General features: G+C 36.9%; 23 protein-coding genes and 1 other annotated feature. Of the genes, 15 read left to right on the plus strand and 8 right to left on the minus strand.

Annotation, left to right across the window (positions count from 1 at the left end; translation table 11 throughout):
* Positions 1–120: 120 nt before the first annotated feature.
* Both metK and LC095_RS12390 read left to right on the plus strand, forming a co-directional pair.
* Positions 121–1317 (plus strand): methionine adenosyltransferase, encoded by a 1197-nt coding sequence (gene metK / locus LC095_RS12385; protein ID WP_226528443.1) that lies wholly within the window; start codon positions 121–123, stop codon positions 1315–1317.
* Between the two features lie 195 nt (positions 1318–1512).
* Entirely contained in the window at positions 1513–2004 is a 492-nt protein-coding gene (locus tag LC095_RS12390) for a FixH family protein (protein WP_226528444.1), read from the plus strand.
* Positions 2005–2017: 13 nt separating this feature from the next.
* Here the strand turns inward: LC095_RS12390 and LC095_RS12395 are convergent, their stop codons facing one another.
* The 3 genes from LC095_RS12395 to LC095_RS12405 all read right to left on the minus strand — a co-directional run bounded on the left by LC095_RS12395 (position 2018) and on the right by LC095_RS12405 (position 4632).
* Positions 2018–3157, minus strand: a complete 1140-nt coding sequence (locus LC095_RS12395) for a glycosyltransferase family 4 protein (RefSeq protein ID WP_226528445.1) — start codon at positions 3155–3157, stop codon at positions 2018–2020.
* A 60-nt stretch (positions 3158–3217) separates the two neighbouring features.
* Positions 3218–3769, minus strand: coding sequence for a phosphatase PAP2 family protein (locus LC095_RS12400; RefSeq protein ID WP_226528446.1), 552 nt, complete (start codon positions 3767–3769; stop codon positions 3218–3220).
* A 350-nt stretch (positions 3770–4119) separates the two neighbouring features.
* Positions 4120–4632, minus strand: a complete 513-nt coding sequence (locus LC095_RS12405) for a gamma carbonic anhydrase family protein (RefSeq protein WP_226528556.1) — start codon at positions 4630–4632, stop codon at positions 4120–4122.
* 79 nt (positions 4633–4711) lie between these two features.
* Between LC095_RS12405 and LC095_RS12410 the strand changes: the two genes are divergently transcribed.
* The gene (locus LC095_RS12410; RefSeq protein ID WP_226528447.1) at positions 4712–5506 is read left to right on the plus strand and encodes an alpha/beta hydrolase; all 795 of its coding nucleotides are present in this window, start codon (positions 4712–4714) and stop codon (positions 5504–5506) included.
* 77 nt (positions 5507–5583) lie between these two features.
* Entirely contained in the window at positions 5584–6675 is a 1092-nt protein-coding gene (locus LC095_RS12415) for a tetraprenyl-beta-curcumene synthase family protein (protein WP_226528448.1), read from the plus strand.
* A gap of 32 nt (positions 6676–6707) precedes the next feature.
* Here the strand turns inward: LC095_RS12415 and LC095_RS12420 are convergent, their stop codons facing one another.
* Complete coding sequence (locus tag LC095_RS12420; protein ID WP_226528449.1) at positions 6708–7280, minus strand: class I SAM-dependent methyltransferase; 573 nt, start codon at positions 7278–7280, stop codon at positions 6708–6710.
* Complete coding sequence (locus LC095_RS12425; protein ID WP_226528450.1) at positions 7280–8242, minus strand: TIGR01212 family radical SAM protein; 963 nt, start codon at positions 8240–8242, stop codon at positions 7280–7282. Before LC095_RS12425 ends, LC095_RS12420 begins: the two co-directional genes overlap by 1 nt.
* A 181-nt stretch (positions 8243–8423) precedes the next feature.
* Between LC095_RS12425 and LC095_RS12430 the strand changes: the two genes are divergently transcribed.
* The 9 genes from LC095_RS12430 to LC095_RS12470 all read left to right on the plus strand — a co-directional run bounded on the left by LC095_RS12430 (position 8424) and on the right by LC095_RS12470 (position 18303).
* On the plus strand, positions 8424–8696 hold the full coding sequence (locus LC095_RS12430; protein WP_026561776.1) for a YtzC family protein: 273 nt from the start codon (positions 8424–8426) through the stop codon (positions 8694–8696).
* Positions 8693–8860 (plus strand): glycogen biosynthesis protein GlgD, encoded by a 168-nt coding sequence (locus tag LC095_RS12435; RefSeq protein WP_226528451.1) that lies wholly within the window; start codon positions 8693–8695, stop codon positions 8858–8860. The genes LC095_RS12430 and LC095_RS12435 overlap by 4 nt, the downstream gene beginning before the upstream one ends.
* A 186-nt stretch (positions 8861–9046) precedes the next feature.
* A complete protein-coding gene (locus tag LC095_RS12440) occupies positions 9047–9529 on the plus strand; it encodes a GNAT family N-acetyltransferase (protein WP_226528452.1) in 483 nt (160 codons plus the stop codon).
* A gap of 141 nt (positions 9530–9670) precedes the next feature.
* Positions 9671–10879 carry an MDR family MFS transporter gene (locus LC095_RS12445; RefSeq protein WP_226528453.1) on the plus strand — a complete coding sequence of 403 codons (1209 nt, stop codon included), beginning with the start codon at positions 9671–9673 and terminating at the stop codon, positions 10877–10879.
* Between the two features lie 98 nt (positions 10880–10977).
* Positions 10978–12351: a sigma-54 interaction domain-containing protein gene (locus LC095_RS12450; protein ID WP_226528454.1), complete on the plus strand. Its 1374-nt coding sequence runs from the start codon at positions 10978–10980 to the stop codon at positions 12349–12351.
* Between the two features lie 396 nt (positions 12352–12747).
* Positions 12748–14067, plus strand: a complete 1320-nt coding sequence (locus tag LC095_RS12455) for a GntP family permease (RefSeq protein WP_226528455.1) — start codon at positions 12748–12750, stop codon at positions 14065–14067.
* Positions 14068–14086: 19 nt separating this feature from the next.
* Positions 14087–14863 carry a 3-hydroxybutyrate dehydrogenase gene (locus LC095_RS12460; RefSeq protein WP_226528456.1) on the plus strand — a complete coding sequence of 259 codons (777 nt, stop codon included), beginning with the start codon at positions 14087–14089 and terminating at the stop codon, positions 14861–14863.
* 96 nt (positions 14864–14959) lie between these two features.
* Positions 14960–15190: a binding site (T-box leader), on the plus strand.
* 233 nt (positions 15191–15423) lie between these two features.
* The gene (leuS, locus tag LC095_RS12465; protein WP_226528457.1) at positions 15424–17838 is read left to right on the plus strand and encodes a leucine--tRNA ligase; all 2415 of its coding nucleotides are present in this window, start codon (positions 15424–15426) and stop codon (positions 17836–17838) included.
* Positions 17839–17982: 144 nt separating this feature from the next.
* Positions 17983–18303, plus strand: a complete 321-nt coding sequence (locus LC095_RS12470) for a rhodanese-like domain-containing protein (RefSeq protein ID WP_226528458.1) — start codon at positions 17983–17985, stop codon at positions 18301–18303.
* A 39-nt stretch (positions 18304–18342) separates the two neighbouring features.
* Here the strand turns inward: LC095_RS12470 and LC095_RS12475 are convergent, their stop codons facing one another.
* Both LC095_RS12475 and LC095_RS12480 read right to left on the minus strand, forming a co-directional pair.
* Positions 18343–18531 (minus strand): sporulation protein Cse60, encoded by a 189-nt coding sequence (locus LC095_RS12475; RefSeq protein WP_026561317.1) that lies wholly within the window; start codon positions 18529–18531, stop codon positions 18343–18345.
* 108 nt (positions 18532–18639) lie between these two features.
* Positions 18640–19911 carry an NAD(P)/FAD-dependent oxidoreductase gene (locus tag LC095_RS12480; protein ID WP_226528459.1) on the minus strand — a complete coding sequence of 424 codons (1272 nt, stop codon included), beginning with the start codon at positions 19909–19911 and terminating at the stop codon, positions 18640–18642.
* A gap of 186 nt (positions 19912–20097) precedes the next feature.
* On the opposite strand from LC095_RS12480, the gene LC095_RS12485 reads away from it, so the two are divergent.
* Together LC095_RS12485 and LC095_RS12490 are read left to right on the plus strand one after the other, a co-directional pair.
* Positions 20098–21729, plus strand: coding sequence for a polysaccharide biosynthesis protein (locus tag LC095_RS12485; protein WP_226528460.1), 1632 nt, complete (start codon positions 20098–20100; stop codon positions 21727–21729).
* Between the two features lie 253 nt (positions 21730–21982).
* Positions 21983–22711 carry a pseudouridine synthase gene (locus LC095_RS12490; RefSeq protein WP_226528461.1) on the plus strand — a complete coding sequence of 243 codons (729 nt, stop codon included), beginning with the start codon at positions 21983–21985 and terminating at the stop codon, positions 22709–22711.
* A gap of 74 nt (positions 22712–22785) precedes the next feature.
* Here the strand turns inward: LC095_RS12490 and LC095_RS12495 are convergent, their stop codons facing one another.
* The gene (locus tag LC095_RS12495) at positions 22786–23007 is read right to left on the minus strand and encodes a DeoR family transcriptional regulator (protein WP_046590011.1); all 222 of its coding nucleotides are present in this window, start codon (positions 23005–23007) and stop codon (positions 22786–22788) included.
* Positions 23008–23038 lie beyond the last annotated feature (31 nt).

Below are 23038 nucleotides of genomic sequence, written 5' to 3' on the forward strand. Positions count from 1 at the left end.
GTGGTAAAGGTACATAATACTTCTGTTCACAAATATGCCAACGTGATTTTCTAAAGGTCAAACTTTGGGAAGAGTTCCGGATCAACTGAATGAACAAATATGAGGAGGAAGCTTTTAACTATGTCTAAAAAACGTCTATTTACTTCTGAGTCTGTAACAGAAGGCCATCCAGATAAGATTTGTGACCAAATTTCAGATTCAATTCTTGATGCAATTATCTCAAAGGATCCTAACGCACGTGTAGCGTGCGAAACTTCTGTTACAACAGGTTTAGTACTGGTTGCTGGAGAAATTACAACAAGTACGTATGTTGATATTCCTAAAATTGTTCGTGAAACAATTAAAGATATCGGATATACTCGTGCAAAGTATGGCTTTGATGCAGAAACATGTGCTGTTTTAACATCTATTGACGAACAATCAGCAGATATTGCAATGGGTGTTGACCAAGCACTTGAAGCTCGTGAAGGACAAATGTCTGATGAAGAAATTGAAGCAATCGGTGCAGGTGACCAAGGATTAATGTTTGGATTTGCTTGTAACGAAACGAAGGAATTAATGCCACTGCCAATTTCTTTAGCTCATAAATTATCCCGCCGTTTAACAGAGGTACGTAAAGAAGAGATTCTTCCATATCTTCGTCCGGATGGTAAAACACAAGTAACGGTTGAATATGATGAAAATAACAAACCGGTTCGTATTGATACAATTGTTATTTCTACTCAACATCACCCGGAAGTTACATTGGAACAAATTCAACGCAATCTTAAAGAATATGTTATCAATCCAGTTGTTCCTAAAGAATTAATTGATGAAAATACTAAATACTTTATTAATCCTACTGGTCGTTTCGTAATTGGTGGACCACAAGGTGATGCAGGTTTAACTGGTCGTAAAATCATTGTTGATACTTATGGCGGATATGCTCGTCATGGTGGTGGAGCATTCTCAGGTAAGGATGCAACAAAAGTTGACCGTTCTGCTGCATATGCTGCTCGCTATGTTGCAAAGAATATTGTTGCTGCAGGATTAGCTGAAAAGTGTGAAGTTCAATTAGCGTATGCAATTGGTGTAGCACAACCTGTATCTATATCTATTGATACATTTGGAACAGGAAAAGTTTCGGAAGAAGTATTAGTGGAAGTTGTTCGCAGCAACTTTGATCTACGTCCTGCGGGAATCATTAAAATGCTTGATTTGAGACGTCCTATCTACAAGCAAACGGCTGCTTATGGACATTTTGGTCGAAATGACTTAGATCTTCCATGGGAAAGAACAGATAAAGCGGAAGCACTTAGTAATGCTGCGCATAAGTAATAATTGATGAAAAGAATGGCCTGTATAGGGTCATTCTTTTTTTATGCCAAGATTTTTTTACTAATATTTGGAAACATGCCTTTAATAGTGTATTATTGAAAGGGTCCGTATTGTTCAAAAAATCGCAATTCTTTTGTTGAAATTATTGGTCAAGTCAATGATATAGTTAATATAGAAAAATACAGGAGGATATAAATGAAGGCGTTTCTTATCGGGATATCATTAGGTATAGTAATATTTATAAGTAGTGGCTGTCAAAGTCAGTTTCAAGCAAATGAATCTGATCAGGAAAGCATGAATACGACAAATGAAGTTTTGGCTCCGCAAGTTCAAATTATAGCTAATGAACAAGTAGAAAAAGGAAAGAAAGAAACGATTACTGCAGTAGTTACTGTTGGTGAGGAATTTGTGGATGATGCAGATGTTGAGTTTGAAATCAAACGTGAGGAAGAATCCGAAAAAATAACAGCTAATTCAAAAGATAAAGGAAAATATACGATCGATTATACGTACAAGTCTGATGGGCAATATGAAATTATTGCCCATACAAATGCAGAAGGGTATCATATTATGCCTTCGATGAACATTCAAGTAGGTAATAGTGATACTGATACTGATTCTTCAACAAAACAGGATGAGAAAAGTGAAACATCCGAACATCATCATGATCATGAAGAGGAGCAATAATGCTCCTCTTTGTTTAGGCATAACGTATATGTTTTTCTTCTAATGCATCTTCATATTCCTTCAATAAACCGTTAAATATATGATCCCAAGTTTGAGTTAAGGCATACTCACGGGCAGCTTCTCCCATTTTGTTACGAAATGAATAATCTTCTAATAAATGAATAATTGCTTCTATAAATTGCTCTGTATTTTTAGGTTCACATAAAAATCCAGTTTCCAACGGTTTAATAATGTTTTTTACTCCACCTGAGTTTGCCCCAATAACGGGTGTTCCGGAAGCCAATGCTTCTAAAACAACATTCCCAAATGTTTCAGTCGGGGATGGAAACACAAACACATCAGAACATGAATAGATTTGAGCGAGTTCTACACCATTTACATATCCCACAAATGTCAGATTATGTTGAGCATTTTTCTGCATCTCTTCTTTTGCTGGTCCGTCACCAACAATTAACCAGTGAACATTTTCTTGAAAATGCTTAGGAAGTTTTTTTGTGATATCCATTAATGTCTTAATATCTTTTTCCGGAGCTAATCTGCCTACATAAGAGAGGATATATTTTTCTTTGATTTGATATTTCCTACGAATTTCTTCGATTTGATAGTTTGGATGAAATAGATTGCAATCAACACCTCTTCCCCAAATTCGAAGATTTGAAAAGCCCTTTCGTTTTAATTGTTCCAGTGTTTCCTTTGAAGGTACAAATATCTTTCGGAGAGGTTTATGGAACCAATGCATGTATTTCCATAACACTTTCGATAAAAACTGAAAATCATAATACTCTAAATATTGGTCAAAATCGGTATGATAAGATCCTACAATAGGAATACCGAGCTTTTTGGCATAATGCAATCCGCAAATACCAATGTTAAATGGAGTGGCTACATGAATTAAATCCGGCTTGAAACGCTGTAGCTCAGCTTTAACATGCAGCATGTTTGGCAGTGCTAATCTGCATTCAGGATAAAGGAAGAATGGTAAACTTGTGAAACGATGGATATGGCTTGAAAACATGCTTTCCTTTGTACTAACAGGTGCAAAAACTCTGTATTCATAGCCATTCTCTTCAAGATAATCTGTAAAACGCTTTAAGGTTCTTGCAACCCCGTTAACATCAGGTGAAAAAGTATCTGTGAAAATAGCTATTCTCAATGCAATCCCTCCAATTACATAAATGAAAGGTACCTAATATGAGGCACTATTTTTTACACATTACAAAGGCAATATAAAGAACCTGGTTATGATCGTGTAGCATAGAAATCCAACAGAACTTCCAAATAAGCAGCCCACTAATACGTCAGAAGGATAGTGCAACCCCAGATACATTCTAGAAAGGCCCACACTGATGGCTATTGGTAAAAGAATGATTGTTAGCTGAGGCATAAATAAAATAAATGGAATAATTACAGAAAAAATGGCTGTTGTATGTCCGGATGGAAAGGAATGATCTTCTAAAGGATTTGCAGGTACCTTAGTCTCAAGCAAAGCTAGATAGGGCCGTTTTCTTGGATATAACTTTTTTACCAGTGCAACCGGTAAATGGCTGAATAGAAGAGAGATTGCACATGTTATACCGATGATTTGTAAAAGGTCCTTTGTGAAAAAAACGAGAAATAAACAAACTGCAATGGTTGAAATAGCACCACCTAGGTGTGTAATGTTTCGAAAATAAAAGTTCAGCATTTTTTGATCGAAATGACGATTAACACTTCGAAACAGCCTGCATTCGAAATTGTACATGTTGGTCATCAGCTTTGTTTTCATTTGGACGCTCCTTTATTTACCCCTTTTCTATTATTTTAGTAGAGAATTATTTAGTTAATAATAAGAAAATGTAAAAAATTCCTTCACATAATATTCACAAAATTAATGTTTGTTGATGAAAAGTGAAAATATTTAAATGAAATATACTTAGTTTGTAAGGTGGAAGAGTGGTATTAAATAAATGGGGATCATTAATAATGCTAACAGAGTAAGGAATTGAAGAATAAATACATATTCCTTACTCAGAAGAGTTTTTTATTTTTTATACTTTAAGAAAGTTTAACTATAAAGGTTTAAAGTATAAGAAAAGACATCGACTTCCGCCATTCTTGGCGGTAAATCGTGTTTTTCTAAGATTGAATTGCTTTGTAATATTGACCTTTTTCAACATATTCACGACGAATTCTTTCCATGTCTAACAGATCTTCTGATGTTAATGTTCTTACAACCTTCGCAGGTCGACCTAGAGCAAGTGTGTTAGGAGGGATTTTTTTTCCGGGAGGGACAAGGCTGCCTGCTCCAATAAAGGCTCCTTCACCAACTTCTGCACCATCCAAAATGATGGATCCCATACCAATTAATGCTTTTCGGCGAATAATTGAACTATGTAGGATAACACTATGTCCAACGGTAACATCATCTTCAAGGATAAGAGGTTTGTTTGGGCTTTGATGAAGACAGCACAAATCTTGAACATTCACACGTTTTCCTATAACAGTAGGGGAAACATCACCACGAATAACTGTTTGAAACCAAATGCTGGAATCATCTCCAATCTCAACATCGCCTGTAATTGTAACGTAGTCAGCAATAAAAGCTGATTCAGAGATCTTTGGACTTTTTTCTTTATAAGGATAGATCATGTTTTTCATTCCTTTCAGTTGGGAATTCTTTATTTATTATATCAATAGACAAAGAAGAAAGTGAAAGAAGGTAGTGGAATTGTGGAAATGGAAAGCTGAGATTGAACCTGTAAAAGGAGTTATCGTGATTATTCATGGAGCAGCAGAACATCACGGTCGCTATAAATGGTTGGTAGAAATGTGGCGTTTGTCAGGTTACCATGTGGTCATGGGAGATTTACCTGGGCAAGGAACTTCAACAAGAAGAAGAGGACATATCAAATCTTTTGATGAATATATAAAAGAAGTGAATATTTGGCTAACTGAAGCGAAAAAGTTCGGGGTACCTTTATTTTTATTAGGACATAGCATGGGTGGGCTGGTAGTGATCAGGGCTCTACAAGAAAAGCATCATGAAATAAAAGCAGTTATTTTATCTTCTCCCTGTCTAGGAATTTTGTTTAAACCAAATAAAGCTATAGAACTGGCTTCGAAAGGATTAAATTTGATCGCACCTTCGTTTAAAGTCGATTCTAAATTAAGCGTAGAGATTGCCACACGTAATAAATCAGTACAGGAGCTAGATGAAAACGACTCTTTATATGTGACAAAGGTTTCAGTAAGGTGGTATCGTGAGTTGATAAAAGCTATGGAAGAAGCTCAAAATCAGGTTGGCAAATTTCAACAAGTTCCCCTGCTGCTTATGCAAGGCGGAGAAGACAAAATTGTTGATAAATCACTAGTGAAGAAGTGGTTTAACAAAGTGGATCTACTGGAGAAAAGTTATAAGGAATGGAAAGGGCTCTATCATGAAATCTTTAGTGAGCCTGAAAGAGATCAGGTATTTGAAACAGCTAAACGTTTTTTTGATAACTATTCTGAGTCCGTGACTTAGTGTGTAAACTTACTTTGTCGACTTCATATGACAAGTGAGCTAATTGATAAAAAAAGAAACAAGAGGTGACACTCCCTTTGACTATACCACAGCATCCGATAAAATTAATGACCAAAGTATATAGAGAGATCTTTCCGATTGTTCACTTTTATATTGGACAATGGAGAGTACAGGCAGAAAAAATACCAAATCAGGAATTGAGAATTCAAGCTTTAAACAGTATTCAGGACAAAGAATTTCACTGTGAAGGTGGTGGGATTTTAGCCATGATATCAGGTCCACATAAACAACAATGTATCGAGTTTATTGTAGCATATCAAACAATAAGCGATTATTTAGATAATTTATGTGATCGAAGTACATCGTTAGACCCAGTTGATTTTCGTATGTTACACCAATCTATGCTTGATGCACTAACATGTGGTGAACCTTGCAAGGAGTACTACAAATATAGAGAAGATCAAGATGATGGTGGTTATTTGAACAGTTTAGTTCAAACATGTCAAAACGTTCTTTCTAAGTTAGAGCACTATCCGATGATATCAAAATATTTACTGGAGCTTTCACGCTATTATTGCGATCTTCAGGTACATAAGCATGTGAAAAAAGATGAGCGTGTTCCAAGACTTGAAAATTGGTTTGAGAATCATAAAAACAGTCTTCCCGAGATGGAATGGTATGAGTTTTCAGCATGTACCGGGTCAACACTTGGCATCTTTTGCTTAGTTGCGTATGCTTTCCAAGAAAATTTTGAGGAAAAACAAGCACAACAAATAAGAGATAGTTATTTTCCATATATTCAAGGTCTTCATATTTTACTCGATTACTTAATTGATCAAGAGGAAGATGAGCTGGGCGGTGATTTGAATTTTTGCAGTTACTATGATTCAGAAGCCACCATGATGGAAAGGTTAGAGTATTTTGTAGAACAAGCAGATTATCAGTTAAGCGGTATTCCTCATGAAAATTTTCATAAATTAATTAATCGGGGTTTATTAGGTGTTTATTTATCAGACGATAAAGTGGCAACTCACAAAGAGCTTAATAAGTTGGCAAAAAGGTTAATAAAAGTTGGAGGCATGACAAGTTTCTTCTTTTATTTTAACGGAAGAGCTTATCGTACAATTCAAAAATTTTCTTGGAAAAAGCATTCACAAAAAGCAATATAATGTAAAAGGCGCTCTTTTGGAAAAGCGCCTTTTTAACATTTCTCAATGGCAACGATATACGGTGGATGATTATTCTTGTTAATAAATTGATATTGTAGGACATGGGCGTCACGGGGATCAATTGTCTTGATGAATGTCATTAAAGCATCTCGTTCAATTTGTCCTTCCTCATGCCCGTGGTAAATAACAATGACAATGATTCCTTCAGGTTGCAACAGGCTTAGTAATTGTTGTACCGCAGAAATAGTTGTGTCAGGAACCGTTACAATGGTTTGGTCCCCTCCTGGTAAATATCCAAGGTTAAACATTGCAGCTGAAATGGTTCCTTTATGTTCGTCTGATATGACAGAGTTAATATGCTGATGACCTTGCTGAACGAGTGTAACTTGCTCCATGAGGTTCTCGGTCATTAATCGTTCACGGGTGTTTATTATTGCTTGCTCTTGAATGTCAAAGCCATACACTTTGCCTGATTCTCCAACAAGCTTAGCTAAGAATACCGTGTCATGGCCATTTCCGATTGTTGCATCTACTACGATATCTCCTTTAGAGACAGCTTTTTCTAATAGGTGTTTTGCAAATGGTAAAATTCGTTGAAGCTTCATTATAGATGTACCTCAGCTTTTTGATAAAACTTCCCTTGATAGCTATTACGACGTTTTAATTCTGCATCGATTGAATTTAAAACATCCCATTTGTTCACACTCCACATCGGTCCAATCATTAAATCGATAGGACCGTCACCAGTTATTCGATGAACGATCATTTCAGGAGGGATGATTTCTAACTGATCACATACCAATTTGACATATTCCTCTTGTGTAAGAAATTCAAGCTTTCCTTTTTCATATTGTTTTACCATTGGCGTCCCTTTTAGCAAGTGTAAAAGGTGTATTTTTATCCCTTGTACATCTAGTTTGGCAACAGTTCTAGCTGTTTCCATCATCATTTCTTCATTTTCAAGGGGCAATCCATTTATGATATGGGAGCAAATACGAATGCCATGTTTACGTAATTTTTCGACTCCATCTACATAGCATTGGAAGTCATGTGCCCGATTAATAAGAAGAGCTGTCCGTTCATGTATTGTTTGTAAACCAAGCTCTACCCATAAATATGTTCGTTCATTTAATTCTGCCAGGTATTCAACAACATCATCGGGTAAACAGTCTGGCCGGGTAGCAATTGAAAGACCGACAACATCTTCTTGATTTAAGACAGATTCAAACTTTTCTTTTAACACATGTAGGGGTGCATGAGTGTTTGTATAGGCTTGAAAGTAAGCCATATATTTTCCGTCTTTCCATTTTTTGTGCATTTTTTGTTTAATTGTATGAAATTGAGTAACAAGATCATCAGCACGATTCCCGGCAAAATCACCGGAGCCTGCAGCACTGCAAAATGTACACCCACCATGAGCAACCGTGCCATCACGATTTGGGCAATCAAAGCCTCCATCTAAAGCAATCTTAAATACTTTATGTCCAAAATGGTTTCGTAAATGATAATTCCATGTATGATATCGCTTATTATCTGACGCGTATTCGAATACAGAGGATTGGTTCAAGTAAGATACCTCCTTATAAGTCATTCCTAATTTTACATTTAAACATTTTACCATGTCAGCATAAAGAAAAACAGAATGGCTCAATACTTACCAATTATTTAAGCACAATTTTTTTTACTGTTTTGCGAACAATAGTATTGATGAAGCATTATTGACTTCATATCGTTTGGAGGAGAGACATATGGCAACAAGACAATCCGTTAACGAATATCTTCAACGCTGTACGGACGCAATCGAGTATGCTCGTGAGCAATATAAAATCGGCTCACAACAAGAACACTATAATGCATCTGAATATACAAAAGCACTGCAAGGATTAGAAAATGCAGTAAATGATATTAATCATTTGTCACTTAGTGCGAATGATCAACAACAAGACCAGCTTTATCGTATGAGACTGCAGCTTCAGCAAGTACAAAATGAAATGATATTAAAAGGAGATGCAGAACGATGAAAAAGCGTTCAAAACAAAACAACCCTGAGCAAAAAACCAAAAATGGTGTGAATAACAATGATTTAGAACTTGGTAAGGATTTTGATCCGGTTATTCAAACAAAAGCAAAAAATGCCAAAAAAGGGCAACCGATTAAATCCAAACAAAGAGTAGAGAACGAATAGAAGGAAAGGGCCGAATTGGCCCTTTTTGTTTGTGTAATGGGAAAGCGGTTGAATTAGGTAGCTGGAGTATAGAGTTGGTGAAAAAAGTAAAATGATAGCGTAATCACATTGTGAAGTGATCGAAGAAAAATCGGTTGAATCATGAGGTGAAAGTGTGATATAGACAAAATAGATAGGAGGAATGAGATGTCAATTGACGTAAGATTATCAAAAGAAAGTGATTTTGAGCAATTACTCGAAATCGATAACCGAATTTGGAATTCAACTACGACACCTGCAATCATTAAATGGAAGTCAGTAAGTGAATATAAGCAGAGAAATCCGGAGAAAAGTCAGCTTGTTGCATTGGTGAACGGACAAGTAGCCGGTTATCTTGGGTTTCATTCACCGACACCTTTGAATACAAATCAACATGTATTGGAAATAGATATTGCAGTAGACATGCATTTTCAAGGTAGTGGAGTAGGAAGGAGTTTGCTTTTAAATGCGGAAAATATCTTTAAAGAAAAAGGCATTAAAAAACTCTCGCTCCGTGTATTAGAAACAAATAGTGGAGCGATCCATTTTTATCAAAAATGTGGTTTCCGTGAGCAAGGTAAACTGATCACCGAGTTTTTTATTGATGGAAAGTATGTAAATGATCTATTGATGTACAAACTTTTAGAGTAGTAAAAAATCTATATTTTCGCATTATTACAACATTATGAAATGGGGCATTTCTTCATTGCAAAACAAGGAAAAAGGGGCTAAAATTCTCTGAGGAATATTCACGTTTGAATTCGTGAAAATCATATTAAAGGAGGAGGATTTATGCCACGTTCTCTTTGGTTGCTTGTAATTGGAATGATGATTAATGTGACAGGTTCTTCATTTCTATGGCCGTTAAATACGATATATATTCATGATCATCTTGGTAAGTCTTTGACGGTTGCGGGAATTGTTCTCATGTTAAACGCTGCAGCAAGTGTTGTTGGAAATCTTCTTGGTGGGGTATTATTTGATAAGATCGGTGGTTATAAATCCATCCTGATAGGTATTGTGATTACATTGATTTCTGTCGTTGCCCTTATGTTTAACCATTCTTGGCCTGTATATATGTATTTATTAATCTTTATTGGATTGGGTTCTGGAATTGTTTTCCCCGCTACATATGCATTAGCCGGTACAGTATGGCCGGAGGGTGGCAGAAAAGCATTTAATGCTATTTATGTTGCACAAAATGCAGGTGTAGCAGCAGGAGCTTCCCTAGGTGGATTTGTTGCTTCTATCTCATTTCATTATATATTTGTTGCTAACGCAGCACTTTATGCTGTTTTTTTCTTGCTTGCATTCTTCGGTTTCCGAAATATCGCTGGTGATTCATCAGTAAAGCAAGTATCGATATTGGATCAAAATCCGACCATAAAAAATCGAGAAAAGTTTGGGGCTTTGGTCGTTTTATGTATTGGATATTTACTCTGCTGGGTAGGTTATGTTCAGTGGCCTTCAACGATCTCTTCCTATACCCAAACCTTGAATATTTCATTAAGTCAATATAGTTTACTTTGGACAATAAATGGTGTGTTGATTGTACTTGGTCAACCGCTTATTTCTCTGTTTGTAAAGCATTTTGCCAAAACATTAAAAAAACAAATGGTTCTGGGCTTTATCGTGTTTATCGTTTCATTTGCTGTTGCATCATATGCAGAGCAATTTACAGCATTTCTTGTGGCGATGGTGATATTAACGATCGGAGAAATGTTAGTGTGGCCTGCTGTGCCAACGATTGCAAATGATTTAGCTCCTAGTGGCAGACAAGGCTTTTATCAAGGCTTTGTTAACAGTACTGCAACGGGAGGGAAAATGATTGGTCCTCTCCTTGGAGGAATGGTTGTGGATTACTACAATATGAGCTTATTATTTATGATCATCATGAGCTTGTTAATAGTAGGGATCTTTACTACTCTGATCTATGATAAAAAATTGAATGCAAAGCTGGAAGGAAAAGGGTCTCAGGCCTCCGACGCTGTCGGGGTCTAAGACCTTTTTTAGTTCTTGCATTTTAAAGATAAATTATAACTCTAAAAATAATTGGGGTGTGATACGATAAAAGAAAATATTAGCTAGGGGAAGATACTATGTTAGATCATCGTTTTCCATATGCGAAAGAAATAATTGAGACAGTAATAGAAAACGCTTACGTTTGGATTGTGATTGTTGATGCTGACGGAAAGATTATTTATATGAATGAAAACTACTGTCGATTTTGTGAAGTAACAAAAGAGAAAGTCGTTGGAAAGCATGTAACAGAAGTCATTGAAAACACACGAATGCACATTGTGGTTAAAACCGGAGATGAAGAAATAGCTGATCTTCAGTATATCCGCGGTAATTACATGATAGCCAATCGAATTCCAATCTTCGCAGATGGCAAAATAGTTGGTGCATTTGGAACGGTTATGTTTCGTGATACAAAGGAATGGAGTGAGATGAACTCCCATGTTCGGCATCACCTTTCATCCATTCAGTCTTTTATTGAACAACAGGAAGTTACTGGAGCGAAATATACATTAAATGATATTCATTCAAATTCTGCTACTATGTCGGAATTAAAAGAGAAGGTCAAAGCGATTGCTGCTACAGATAGCTCAGTTTTAATCCGCGGGGAAAGTGGGACAGGAAAGGAATTGTTTGCACATAGCATTCATTTGTTAAGTCATCGAAGTGAAGGGCCGTTTGTTAAGGTGAACTGTGGAGCCATACCTGAGCAGTTGCTTGAGTCCGAATTATTTGGGTATGAAGATGGTGCGTTTACTGGAGCTAAAAAAGGTGGAAAAAAGGGAAAGTTTCAGCAAGCAAATGGTGGTACAATTTTTTTGGATGAAATCGGTGATATGAGTCTTCATATGCAAGTTAAGTTATTGCGTGTTCTCCAAGAAAAAGAAGTAGAACCGATTGGAGGCAATAGAACGATACCATTGGATGTTAGAGTTATAACAGCTACGAACAGACCGTTAGAGGAACTCATGAAAACAAATGATTTTAGAAGTGACCTTTATTATCGAATCAGCGTTATTCCGCTGTTTATACCGCCTTTAAGGGATCGAATGGCAGATTTAGAAACACTCGTTCGTTATTTTATTAAAAAAGTTTCTTTAAGAACAGGTAAAAGAATTTCTATGATTCATGAAGACGTGATGAAGACATTTCATCAATATCATTGGCAAGGGAATATTCGTGAACTGGAAAATATTATTGAAGCAGCCATTCATTTAGCCAAGTCAGATGTCATCACACTGGAGGCAATTCCTGAATATATTAAAAATCGGCCAATTTATCATTCTGATATGAAAGTCAACTCATTAAAGGAAATGTTAGCTCAAGCAGAAAAGAACATTCTTATTCGGACAATACAAAAGCACGCTGGTGATAAAAAAATGGCAGCAATAGAATTGAAAATTAGTAAGTCAAGTATGTATGAAAAAATTCAAAAATATGGCTTAACTTTATAGTCCGAAAAAACGGAAAACAGTCCGGAATTATGGACTGTTATTTTTTTCGTGTCATATAAATACGTATAGTAGATGGACAAGTCTCGTATTAAGATTGAGTGTCCGAAAATGTGGAATGATTCTCTTGAAATGTGAACAAATTTACAAGTTTAATCATAAGTGCATGTATAGGGATCTTGGTTTAATCATATTTGTTTTAGAAATAGAGGTATTGGCACAATTCTTGCTGTTATATATATGAAAGGAGGGAGTGGCCATTTCATGATCAAAGGTAGGTAGAAAAAATCCGGACGTAAAAGCGGAAAAATGAAAGCGATTACCTAAAAGTCATAGCTAGATTACTAGTTTAAAAACAGGAAAATACAAACGAAAGCCTCAAACAAAGGGGGAAACGAAATGTTAAGTATGATTGGGCTAGTCGGTGGTTTAGCACTCTTAATTTATTTGACTATGAAGGGGATGAACTTGTTAGTTGCAGGTCCGTTATGTGCTTTATTTGTAGCTATTTGTAGTGGGCTACCTTTATTTCCTCAATTAGTTGGTGAAGGGGAAGCTAACTTCGTAGGTAATTATATGACAGGATTTTCAGGTTTTATATCATCATGGTACCTCATGTTTTTATTAGGAGCGATTTTTGGAAAGGTTATGGAGGATAGTGGTGCGGCAGATAGTGTTTCAAAATGGATTGTTAGTAAGATTGGGATGAAAAGAGCTGTTATGGCAATTGTCATTGCTTGTGCTGTTTTAACATACGGTGGTGTCAGCTTATTCGTTGTTGCCTTCTCCGTTTATCCTATGGCTGTTAGTTTATTTAGAGAAGCTAACTTACCTCGTCGTTTTATCCCTGCAGCTCTTGCTTTTGGGTCTGTTACATTTACGATGACGTCTGCCGGTTCACCGGAAATTCAAAACTGGATTCCAATTGAATACCTTGGTACATCACCGTACGCAGGCTGGGAAGTTAGTTTAATTGTAGCTGTATTTATGATCATTTTCGGGTATTGGTGGTTACGTCGAATGATTACAAAAGCAGTTGCAAATGGTGAAACATTTGTGGCAAGAGAAAATGATCCAGTTAATGAAGATAAAGTTTTGCCAAATCCGTTATTCGGTATTATCCCATTGGTTGTTGTGTTGATTATTTCTTTTGCTTTCCATGACTCTTTACAACAATCTGCCCTTATTATTGCATTATTAGGTGGAGTTATTGCTACGTATTTATTAAATCGTACCTATTTCAAATCTTTTTGGAGTGCTGTTTCAGAAGGGACATTAGGAGCTTTAATTGCTCTCGGGAATACGGCAGCTGTTGTTGGATTTGGTGGAGTAGCAAAAGCAGTACCGGCTTTTGAGGTTGCTGTTGATGCTATGACAAATATACCGGGAAGTCCTCTTATTGGAGGTGCGATCGCTGTAAGTGTGATAGCAGGTATGACAGGGTCAGCATCTGGAGGGCAGGCAATTGCTTTACCATTAATTTCACCACATTACATGGATATGGGAGTAAATCCTGAAGCATTACACCGGGTAGTTTCAATCTCATCCGGGGCGCTTGATTCACTTCCGCATAATGGCTATGTTGTTACAACCATTCGGGGAATTTGTGGAGAATCACATAAAGATGCTTATAATCCGGTTGGGGCACTAACCGTCATTGTTCCACTTTTAGGCGTCATTTTAGCAATTATTTTATTTTCATTCGGGCTAGGAATATAGGAACGGAGGTTCGTTTTTAATGGTTCAGGATCAAGTTGTGTTATTAACAGGAGCAGCCCGCGGGATAGGCTTTGAACTGGCAAAAGCCTTTGCTAAAGAAGGCGCAAAAGTTGTTTTAACAGACTTACATGAAGAGCAGGTACGTGCGAGTACAAAGGGACTGCAAGAAGAAGGATTGGATGTCAGTGGTTTACCTTGTGATGTCACAAACGAACAAAATATAATGGATGTTGTAAAAGAAACAGCCTCAAGATATGGAAGAATTGATACACTTATAAATAATGCAGGGCTTCAGCATGTTGCACATATCGAAGATTTCCCAACTGAAAAATTTGAACAACTCGTTGGTGTTATGTTAGTTGCACCTTTTGTTTTAACAAAGCATGTTTTTCCATTCATGAAAAATCAACAGTTTGGGAGAGTTCTAAACATCGCCTCTATTAATGGTTTAATTGGCTTTGCAGGCAAAGCAGCTTATAATAGTGCAAAGCACGGCGTCATAGGTTTAACAAAAGTCGCAGCATTAGAAGGGGCTCCTTATGGTATTACCGTGAATGCCTTGTGTCCGGGATATGTCGACACACCTCTTGTTAGAAACCAGCTTCAAGATTTGGCAAATACAAGAAAAGTACCATTAGAGAATGTTATAGAGGATGTATTATACCCTCTCATTCCTCAGAAACGATTGCTTGATCCTAAGGAAGTGGCAGATTACGCTATATTTTTAGCCAGTGAAAGGGCAAAAGGAGTTACAGGGCAGGCAGTTGTTTTAGATGGAGGATATACAGTCCAGTAATATATAAGAAAAAAAGTTTTTATTCTAAAGCTGACATATTACCCGCTACTTGCATATCCAGACAAATTTATATAAAATAAGCTTAATATGTATAGGAAATGAACGGTGAAAAGGAATAGTAGTTAGTAAAAATGTGTTCAGAGAGTTGACGGGTGGTGTGAGTCAATCAATTTTTGCTAATGAACTCACCTTTGAGTTACAAATGTGAACACCGCTAAAGGTAAAGTAATATTTGTCGTCGATCCACGTTACGGATGTCAAAGTGGGCATAATAACACTATGCCAAAGTTGGGTGGTACCACGGGAATTAAACCTCTCGTCCCTATTTGGGATGTGGGGTTTTTTTGATTTTTTGAATTGGTAGTTGAATCTGAGGGATCTGAGGTCAGCCTTTCAGAGGTTATAAGCCACTACTGAATGGAAGGTGAAAAAACCTTCTATTCAGTAGCGTCTTATTGCCCTAGGTTGGCCAAAGAGCCTCCACCTTTAATTAGGCTTTGACCCGTTCAACCGGTTTAATATATATAATGAAAGAATGAGATTTAAGGAGGAAAATACAGATGAGCTTCAATCATCAAGAGATTGAAAAAAAATGGCAAGATCATTGGCTACATAACAAAACATTTAAAACAACAGAGGATACAGACAAGCCGAAGTTTTACGCGCTTGACATGTTTCCATATCCATCCGGTGCAGGCCTTCATGTAGGTCACCCAGAAGGATATACAGCTACTGATATTTTATCCCGTATGAAACGCATGCAGGGCTACAATGTTCTTCACCCTATGGGATGGGATGCATTCGGGTTGCCAGCTGAGCAATATGCACTTGATACAGGTAATGATCCGGCAGAATTCACTAAACAAAATATTGATAACTTCAGAAGACAAATCCAAGCACTTGGTTTTTCTTATGATTGGGATCGAGAAGTAAATACAACAGATCCTGATTACTATAAATGGACACAGTGGATCTTTCTGCAACTTTTTAAAAAAGGTCTGGCTTATGTTGATGAAGTGCCAGTAAACTGGTGTCCTGCTTTAGGAACCGTTTTAGCGAATGAAGAGGTAATTGATGGAAAAAGTGAGCGTGGAGGACACCCAGTTGAACGTCGTCCAATGAAGCAATGGATGTTAAAAATTACAGCCTATGCGGATCGTCTGTTAGAAGATTTAGAAGAAGTTGATTGGCCAGAGAGCATTAAGGATATGCAACGTAACTGGATTGGCCGTTCAGAAGGTGCACATGTTACGTTTGAAATTGACGGTCATGATGAAACATTCACTGTTTTCACAACTCGTCCTGATACATTATTTGGTGCTACGTATGCCGTATTAGCTCCTGAGCACAGCTATATTGAAAAAATTACAACACCCGATCAAAAAGGCGCAGTTGAAGCTTATATTGATCAAGTAAAACATAAAAGCGATTTAGAACGTACAGAGCTTTCAAAAGAAAAAACAGGTGTATTCACTGGTGCATATGCGATTAATCCTGTTAACGGTGAGAAAATGCCAATCTGGATAGCTGATTATGTTCTTGTTACGTATGGAACAGGTGCAATCATGGCGGTACCTGCTCATGATGAGCGTGACTATGAATTTGCTGTAAAGTTTGATCTTCCGATTAAAGAAGTTGTTAGCGGTGGAGATGTCACAAAAGAAGCGTATACTGGTGACGGTGAACATGTAAACTCTGATTTCTTAAACGGATTAGGAAAGCAAGAAGCGATCGAAAAAGCAATTGCTTGGCTTGAAGAAAACAATAAAGGTGAGAAGAAAGTAACATACCGACTTCGTGATTGGCTATTCAGCCGTCAGCGTTATTGGGGTGAGCCGATTCCAATTATCCATTGGGAAGATGGCACAATGTCAGCAGTTCCTGAAGAAGAGCTTCCACTTGTTTTACCAAAGACTACAGAGATCAGACCATCTGGCACAGGTGAATCTCCTCTTGCCATCATTGAGGATTTTGTCAATGTTGTTGATCCTGAAACAGGTAAAAAAGGGCGTCGTGAAACAAATACAATGCCGCAATGGGCAGGAAGCTGCTGGTATTACCTGCGTTACATCGATCCGAAAAACAGTGAAGCATTAGCTGATGATGCAAAGTTGAAGCAGTGGCTGCCTGTAGATATTTATATCGGTGGAGCTGAGCATGCTGTTCTTCATTTACTATATGCTCGTTTCTGGCATAAATTCTTATATGATATTGGTGTTGTTCCAACAAAAGAACCATTCCAGAAGCTATTTAACCAAGGAATGATTCTTGGTGAGAACAATGAAAAAATGAGTAAATCAAAAGGGAATGTTGTAAATCCGGATGAAATCGTCGGATCACATGGTGCTGATACACTTCGCTTATACGAAATGTTCATGGGACCATTGGAAGCTTCTATTGCTTGGTCAACAACAGGCCTTGATGGAGCAAGACGTTTCTTAGATCGTGTGTGGCGCTTGATTATCGAAGACAATGGTGAAGTAAGTCCAAAGGTTGTGAGTGAATCAAGTGAAGCACTTGAACGTGTTTATCACCAAACGGTTAAAAAAGTAACCGAAGATCTAGAAGGCTTACGATTTAACACAGCTATTTCTCAGTTGATGGTGTTCATTAATGAAGCATACAAAGCAACTGTTCTACCAAAAGAATATGTAGAAGGTTTTGTGAAATTACTTTCTCCAATTGCTCCGCACTTATCGGAAGAGCTATGGAGTAAGCTAGGTCATGACACAACCATTTCTTACGAAGCGTGGCCAGCATTTGACGAAGCAAAACTAGTAGAAAATGAAGTGGAAATCGTCGTACAAGTAAACGGAAAAGTTCGTGCAAAACTTTTAGTTGCAAAAGATGTAACAAAAGATCAGTTAGAGCAAATTGCTCTTGACGATGATCGTGTGAAAGATCAAATTGAAGGAAAAACAATTCGTAAAGTCATTGCAGTACCAGGCAAGCTGGTAAATATTGTTGCAAATTAATCATAGGTAGGTAAAAGCCGACTCTTGGAAAAGAGTCGGCTTTTATAATAATGAGCCTTATTATTGTCACTCACTTCCCAAAACTAGCACCATCACCCCTCACTTTGATATAATGCAACTATTAAATCTGAAAGGGTGTACAAGATGTACGAAATGAAAGAAATAACAGCTGAAGAAGTGCAACGCAAGATAGAAAATGGTGAGAACATTGAATTAATTGATGTTCGTGAAGATGATGAAGTAGAAGCTGGAATGATTCCTCAAGCACGCCATATTCGTATGAATGATATTCCTGAGCAGCTGGATGCACTTGATAAGGACAAAGAAACGATTTTCATTTGCCGTTCTGGTGGCCGTAGTGCAAATGTATGTGCTTATTTACAGGATAAAGGTTATGATGTTGTGAACATGGTAGGCGGAATGCTTGATTATAAAGGTAAAACAAAGCCAAAGAGTGAACTTTAAGTTCAAAAATAAACGTGCTTGTCCAAAAGACGAGCACGTTTATCTTTTTTCATGATAAATAATGAGGGCTGAGTAACAATAAATTTGCTCGCCGTCCTCATCAGTTGAGAAAGCAACATTGTATTTAATATCTCTTATTTGATTTTCTTCAAGCTCCTCTAAAAATTCATTGATTTCTTCTTCTAAGTCTTTTTCATGTTCTTCATCAAATAATGCAACCTTTAACATATGTTGTCACATCCTTTTGAAAATACTAGTTTCCTACACTATATTAGGCTTCATCCTTGTGTATACCTAGTTTTGGAAAAAGAAAAGTCAAAGACAATCAAATCATTATTATCTGACGGAATTAGCGTGTAAAGCTGCATTTGTTCCGGCCAGACGACCTGTTACAAGAGCAGATGTAATATTATAACCCCCTGTATATCCATGTATATCCAGAATTTCCCCGCAAAAATATAAGCCGTCTTTTAATTTTGAGGCCATTTCTTTCGGATGGATTTCCTTAACAGATACACCGCCTCCGGTTACAAACGCTTTTTCAATTGATAATGTTCCATGAACTTGAAACTGAAATTGTTTGCAATCTTTCACAAATAAGCGAAGCTTTTCATTTGAAAGATTATCATAAGTAATAAGTGGATCTATCTCATTTTTTTCTAATAAAAATAATAAATAACGCTCAGGTAACAATCCTTTAAGAACATTTTTGATTGCTTTTTTAGCATCCGATTTTAAATCTTTTACAATTGATTGGAACAGCTGTTCTTCATTTGTGTCAGATAAAGCATCAATGCTAACGGTAATTGCATTTGTTTTGTATTTTTTCATTGCCTTCACAACATATTGACTACATCTAAGGACAGCAGGACCTGATATACCGAAATGGGTAAAAATCATATCCATTTTATGAGTGATGATCGCTTTTCCCTTCGGATTTAGTACGCTTAATGCAACATCACGGAGAGAAAGTCCTTGAAGTATTTTCTCTTGGATAAATGGTTCATTTGAAGTAATAGGAACCTCTGTTGGAAACAGCTCCGTAATCGTATGTCCTGCTTTTTCCGCCCAAGCGTAGCCGTCGCCTGTGCTTCCTGTGTGTGGCACACTCTTGCCGCCAACAGCAAGCACAATAGATTTAGTTAAAATGGTTTCACCGCTGATTAATTCAACACTTTGTACTTGATTTTCATGATAATGAACATCTCTTACAGGTTCATTTGTTCTCACTTCGACATTTAATCGTTTTAATTCACTAATTAAGGCATCAACGACTGATTGGGCCTTGTCTGTGACAGGAAACATACGACCGTGATCTTCTTCTTTTAATTGAATACCTAAATTTTCAAAGAATAAAATAATGTCCTCATTACTAAATTCTGAGAATGCACTATAGAGGAAGCGTCCATTACCTGGTATGTGCTTGATAATTTCATCAATAGGCAGCCGGTTTGTCACATTACAACGGCCACCTCCCGAGATTGCTAATTTTCTACCTAATTTGTTTCCTTTATCTATGAGGAGAACCTTTGCCTTTTTCTCACCGGCTGCAATTGCAGCCATCAAACCTGAAGGACCTCCGCCAATTACGACTACATCATATGTCATTAATTTTTCACACCTTTATTTCTTCGTCTGCTTTAATATTATAGCTAAAGCTCTAGAAAGTAAAAACAAGATACGTTACTTTTTGTAGAGAAGTTATGAAACCATACAATGATATGGTATACAAGAAGGTTTATGGTAAAATAGAAAAGTTGAATCTTCATAGAGAAGAATGGTGAATAAGAAAATATGTCAAATAAATTATTAAGAGGTACCTTTGTCTTAACATTAGGAACCTATATATCAAGAATATTGGGAATGATTTATTTAATTCCATTTGCGGCGATGGTCGGAACAAATGGTGGGGGATTATTTCAAACTGGGTATGCCCAGTACACAATTTTCCTTAGTATAGCGACAGCCGGATTTCCAGCGGCTGTTTCCAAATTTGTATCGAAATATAATGCAGTTGGTGACTATGAAACAAGCAGGAGAATGTTCAAAGCAGGTATTTTCGTCATGCTTGCAACAGGGTTTATTGCTTTTGCCATTTTGTATATGCTTGCACCTCAATTTGCGATCATGTCTCTTGCTGAAAACGAGCTTAACGGAATCACAGTTGAGGATGCAACACTTGTGATTCGGATGGTAAGTATCGCTCTTATTGTTGTTCCTTTAATGAGTTTAATTAGAGGATTCTTTCAAGGACATCAGTCAATGGGGCCAACAGCTGTATCACAGGTTGTGGAACAATTAGTTAGGATCGTGTTTCTTTTAGCTTCAACATACTTAATAATAAATGTGCTAAAAGGCGGACTTGTTTTAGCGGTTGGCTATGCGACTTTTGCAGCTTTTGTTGGCGCAATTGGTGGATTAATCGTTCTGTTTATTTACTGGATTCGTCGGAAACATACACTTTTAGCCATGAAAGAAAATGTGGTGGAGACCGTATCTATGCCTTTAGGGAAAATGTTTAAAGAGGTATTTAGATATGCAGGTCCGTTTGTTTTTGTAGGCCTGGCTATTCCGATTTATAATTATATTGATACTGTTACGTTTAACAGGGCAATGCTACATGTCGGAAATGACCAATCATATACAATGGATATGTATTCTGTCCTGCTTTTGTATGTACCAAAACTTGTCATGATACCTGTTTCATTGGCTACCGCTTTTGGATTAACGTTAATTCCAACGATTACAGAGTCTTTTACGAATAATAACCGTGCACTTCTACATAAGCAAATTGATCAAACTTTGCAATTAATTATGCTGCTTGTTTTACCTGCGGTTGTAGGCCTTTCTATCTTAGCAGGACCCGCTTACAATGTGTTTTATGCAGGTACTTCAGAAGAAATTGGGAAGCAGATCTTATTGTGGTACGCACCAGTAGCCTTGCTGTTTTCACTTTTTACAGTTAATGCTGCGATTCTGCAAGGATTAAATAAACAAAAACTTGCTGTCATTAGTTTAGTTATTGGAATTATTGTGAAGTTAGCTTTAAATACAACATTAATCGAGCTATACGAAGGAGTAGGATCCATCCTGGCAACAGCTGCAGGATATCTAGTTTCATTGATTTACGGGTTTGCGATGATTAAACGCCATTCTGGATATTCATTTAGGCTGTTAGTAAAAAGAACCGTTCTGATCTCTATGTTATGTATGTTTATGGGGTTAGCTGTTTCGGTTATGCAATCCTTATTAGGCATTTTTATCAACTATGCTGATGGAAGAACGAATGCGGTAATTGTCACGTGTGTTTCAGTAGCAATTGGAGGAGCAATTTATATATACTTAGCATACCGTTCACACCTCCTGGAAAAAATAATGGGCAACCGACTTAATCGTTTCTTACCGAAAAGGAGATCTGTTGAATAGATAACTCCATAGAAAGCGAGTACCTGTAAAGGAAATAAACCTAGATTATTAATGGACATTCAATTAGAATCAACAAGGTATGGGGAAAAGACTCGGTATAACCGAGTCTTTTTAAATAAGGATATATTTGTGAAAAAGTACTTTGAAAACTATTTTTAAACAGATAGCTTAATGGACGTATGTACTTTGTTTAACTGTCTAGAAACGACATAGTTTTAGTAAACACAGTCTAAATCAAAAAGGAGTTTAAAACATGAGAATTGACAAACTGTTATCTAACATAGGCTTTGGGAGTCGAAAAGAAGTAAAGCAATTACTCAAAAAAGGAATCGTAAAAATAGATGGACAGCCTGTAAAAGACCCAAAAACACATGTTGACCCTGACAAACAAGAGGTTATGGTAAATGAAGAGGTTGTTGAGTACAAAGAGTTTGTTTATTTACTCATGAATAAACCTGCAGGCTATTTATCAGCAACAGAAGATGAATACCAAGAAACAGTCATTGACCTACTAGAAATGGAGGATGCTGCCCTTCAACCATTTCCAGTCGGCCGACTTGATAAAGATACAGAAGGATTACTCTTATTAACGAATGATGGACAACTCTCTCATCAACTTCTTTCACCGAAAAAACATGTTCCGAAAACCTATTACGCTGTAATTCTTGGTGAAGTAACAAATGATGATATCGCTGCATTTAAAAGGGGTGTAGAATTAGATGACGGGTATGTAACGAAGCCAGCTAACCTTGAGATTATATCGTCTGGAAATCAATCGACCATCCATGTGACAATCACAGAAGGGAAATTCCATCAAGTAAAAAGAATGTTTGAATCAGTAGGGAAAAAAGTTACGTATCTTAAAAGAATTTCGATGGGGCCAATTGTTCTGGATGAAGAAGAATTAAAAACAGGTGAATATAGAGATCTAACTGAGGAAGAGGTTCAGATACTAAGAGAGGCTAAACCTGTAGAACTATAGTTAGCAAAAAAAGAGGAACCTTTTAACAGAAAGGTTCCTTTATATGTATAGGGATCTAATTTTCACACTAAAATTTAAGAAGACATCTTAACCTTTTTCTTTGTAGTGGCCCATTTACCTCTTGTTGGGCTGTGAACCAAATCGTTATATGCTAACACATTTAAGTCCCGCTGTATTGTTCTGGGTGTAATTCCAAATTCATCAACGAGTTGCTGTGTCGTCACAGTTCCCCGCTCATTTATAAACATGTAGACTGATTTAATTCTGGTTAGCATACGGTTTGTTGAAGGTTTCAAAAAACCACTCCTTATCGTTTGATCGCACTGG

This window comes from Metabacillus niabensis, assembly GCF_020524345.1.
In the GTDB taxonomy this organism is placed as follows: Bacteria; Bacillota; Bacilli; order Bacillales; family Bacillaceae; genus Metabacillus; species Metabacillus niabensis_B.